2 protein-coding genes are annotated in these 1174 nt (G+C 48.9%); both read left to right on the forward strand.

Annotated elements, in window-relative coordinates:
• The coding region (locus tag AC5V8P_RS25680; protein ID WP_495474069.1) for a sensor histidine kinase at nt 1-252 on the forward strand (252 nt) is incomplete at its 5' end.
• A partial coding sequence (locus AC5V8P_RS25685; RefSeq protein ID WP_495474070.1) for a response regulator occupies nt 249-1174 on the forward strand: 926 nt, incomplete at its 3' end. The genes AC5V8P_RS25680 and AC5V8P_RS25685, both read left to right, overlap by 4 nt.

Raw genomic sequence — 1174 nt, forward strand, 5'->3', positions numbered from 1 at the left:
TGCATTACGGTCAGCGATAACGGTAACGGTATGCACCCGGACAAGCTGGAGAAAGTTCGGGCTAAGCTGGAAAACGCATCGGAGGAACCAATTTGGGCGCAGGGCAGTCATATCGGATTAAGCAATGTGGCTTCACGCATACAGATGAATTTTGGAGTGTATTACGGAGTGACTATAGATAGTGAGCAGGGAGTCGGTACATGTGTCACTATCCGTATTCCATTCACCTCAGCAGAGGAGGGCAAAGTATGATCAGAGTATTAATCGTTGACGATGAGCCGTGGAACCGCGATATTTTGAAGACGTTTGGCACTTGGGAAAAGCTTGGAATGGTAGTGGTAGGTGAGGCTGAGGACGGAGACGAGGCGTTCAGGCTGGTCCGGGAGTTAGCTCCCCACATTGTGATTACGGATATGCACATGCCAGGTGCGGACGGAGTAGAGCTGCTGCAAGCGCTAAATAGCCAATGTCCGGATGTGAAAATCATTGTCGTGAGCGGATATGATGACTTTGCATATGCCAAACATGCGATCCGTTACAAGGCTGTCGATTATTTGCTTAAGCCTGTCAATCCGGCCGAGCTAAATGCGGTGCTGCTCAAATGCAAAACCGATCTGGAGGTCAAGATAGCCGAACAGCAGCAAGAAGCGCCAGAGCTGGATTATGAGTTTTTTCACAGGTTAGCCCAGTATAAGCAACTGTTGCGTCTTTATTTTAATGAACTGAATCGTGACGGGGTGATCTTAACCTGCAGTCAGGTTGTGGAGGAGCTGGAGAGCTACGGAACACCAAGTCCACATATGCTGGGCCGATTGGTGCAGGAGCTGCTTTCTCTGCTGAAAGAGCTGGCAGCGGATAATGGGCTGGATACTTCTACGGCAACGGGAGGATTTCCGCTTGCGCAGGCTGTCCTATCCTCTGTAGAAGATGCGCTGGAATTCGTATCGTCATGTTATGCTCAAGAACTGGATCAGCTCATTCGGCAGCGGAAATACAAAAACAAGCTGAATTTGGAGGAGGTACGGCGGTATATCGATAGTCACTTTGCTGGGCCGATCACACTGGAGCAGTTGGCGAAAAACTTTTTTGTGAGCAAAGAGTATATGAGCAAGGTATTCAAGCAGGAGTATGGTCAGAATGTAACGGACTATATTGTAGAGCGGAGAATGGACAA

The organism is Paenibacillus sp. N119s, assembly GCF_059447605.1.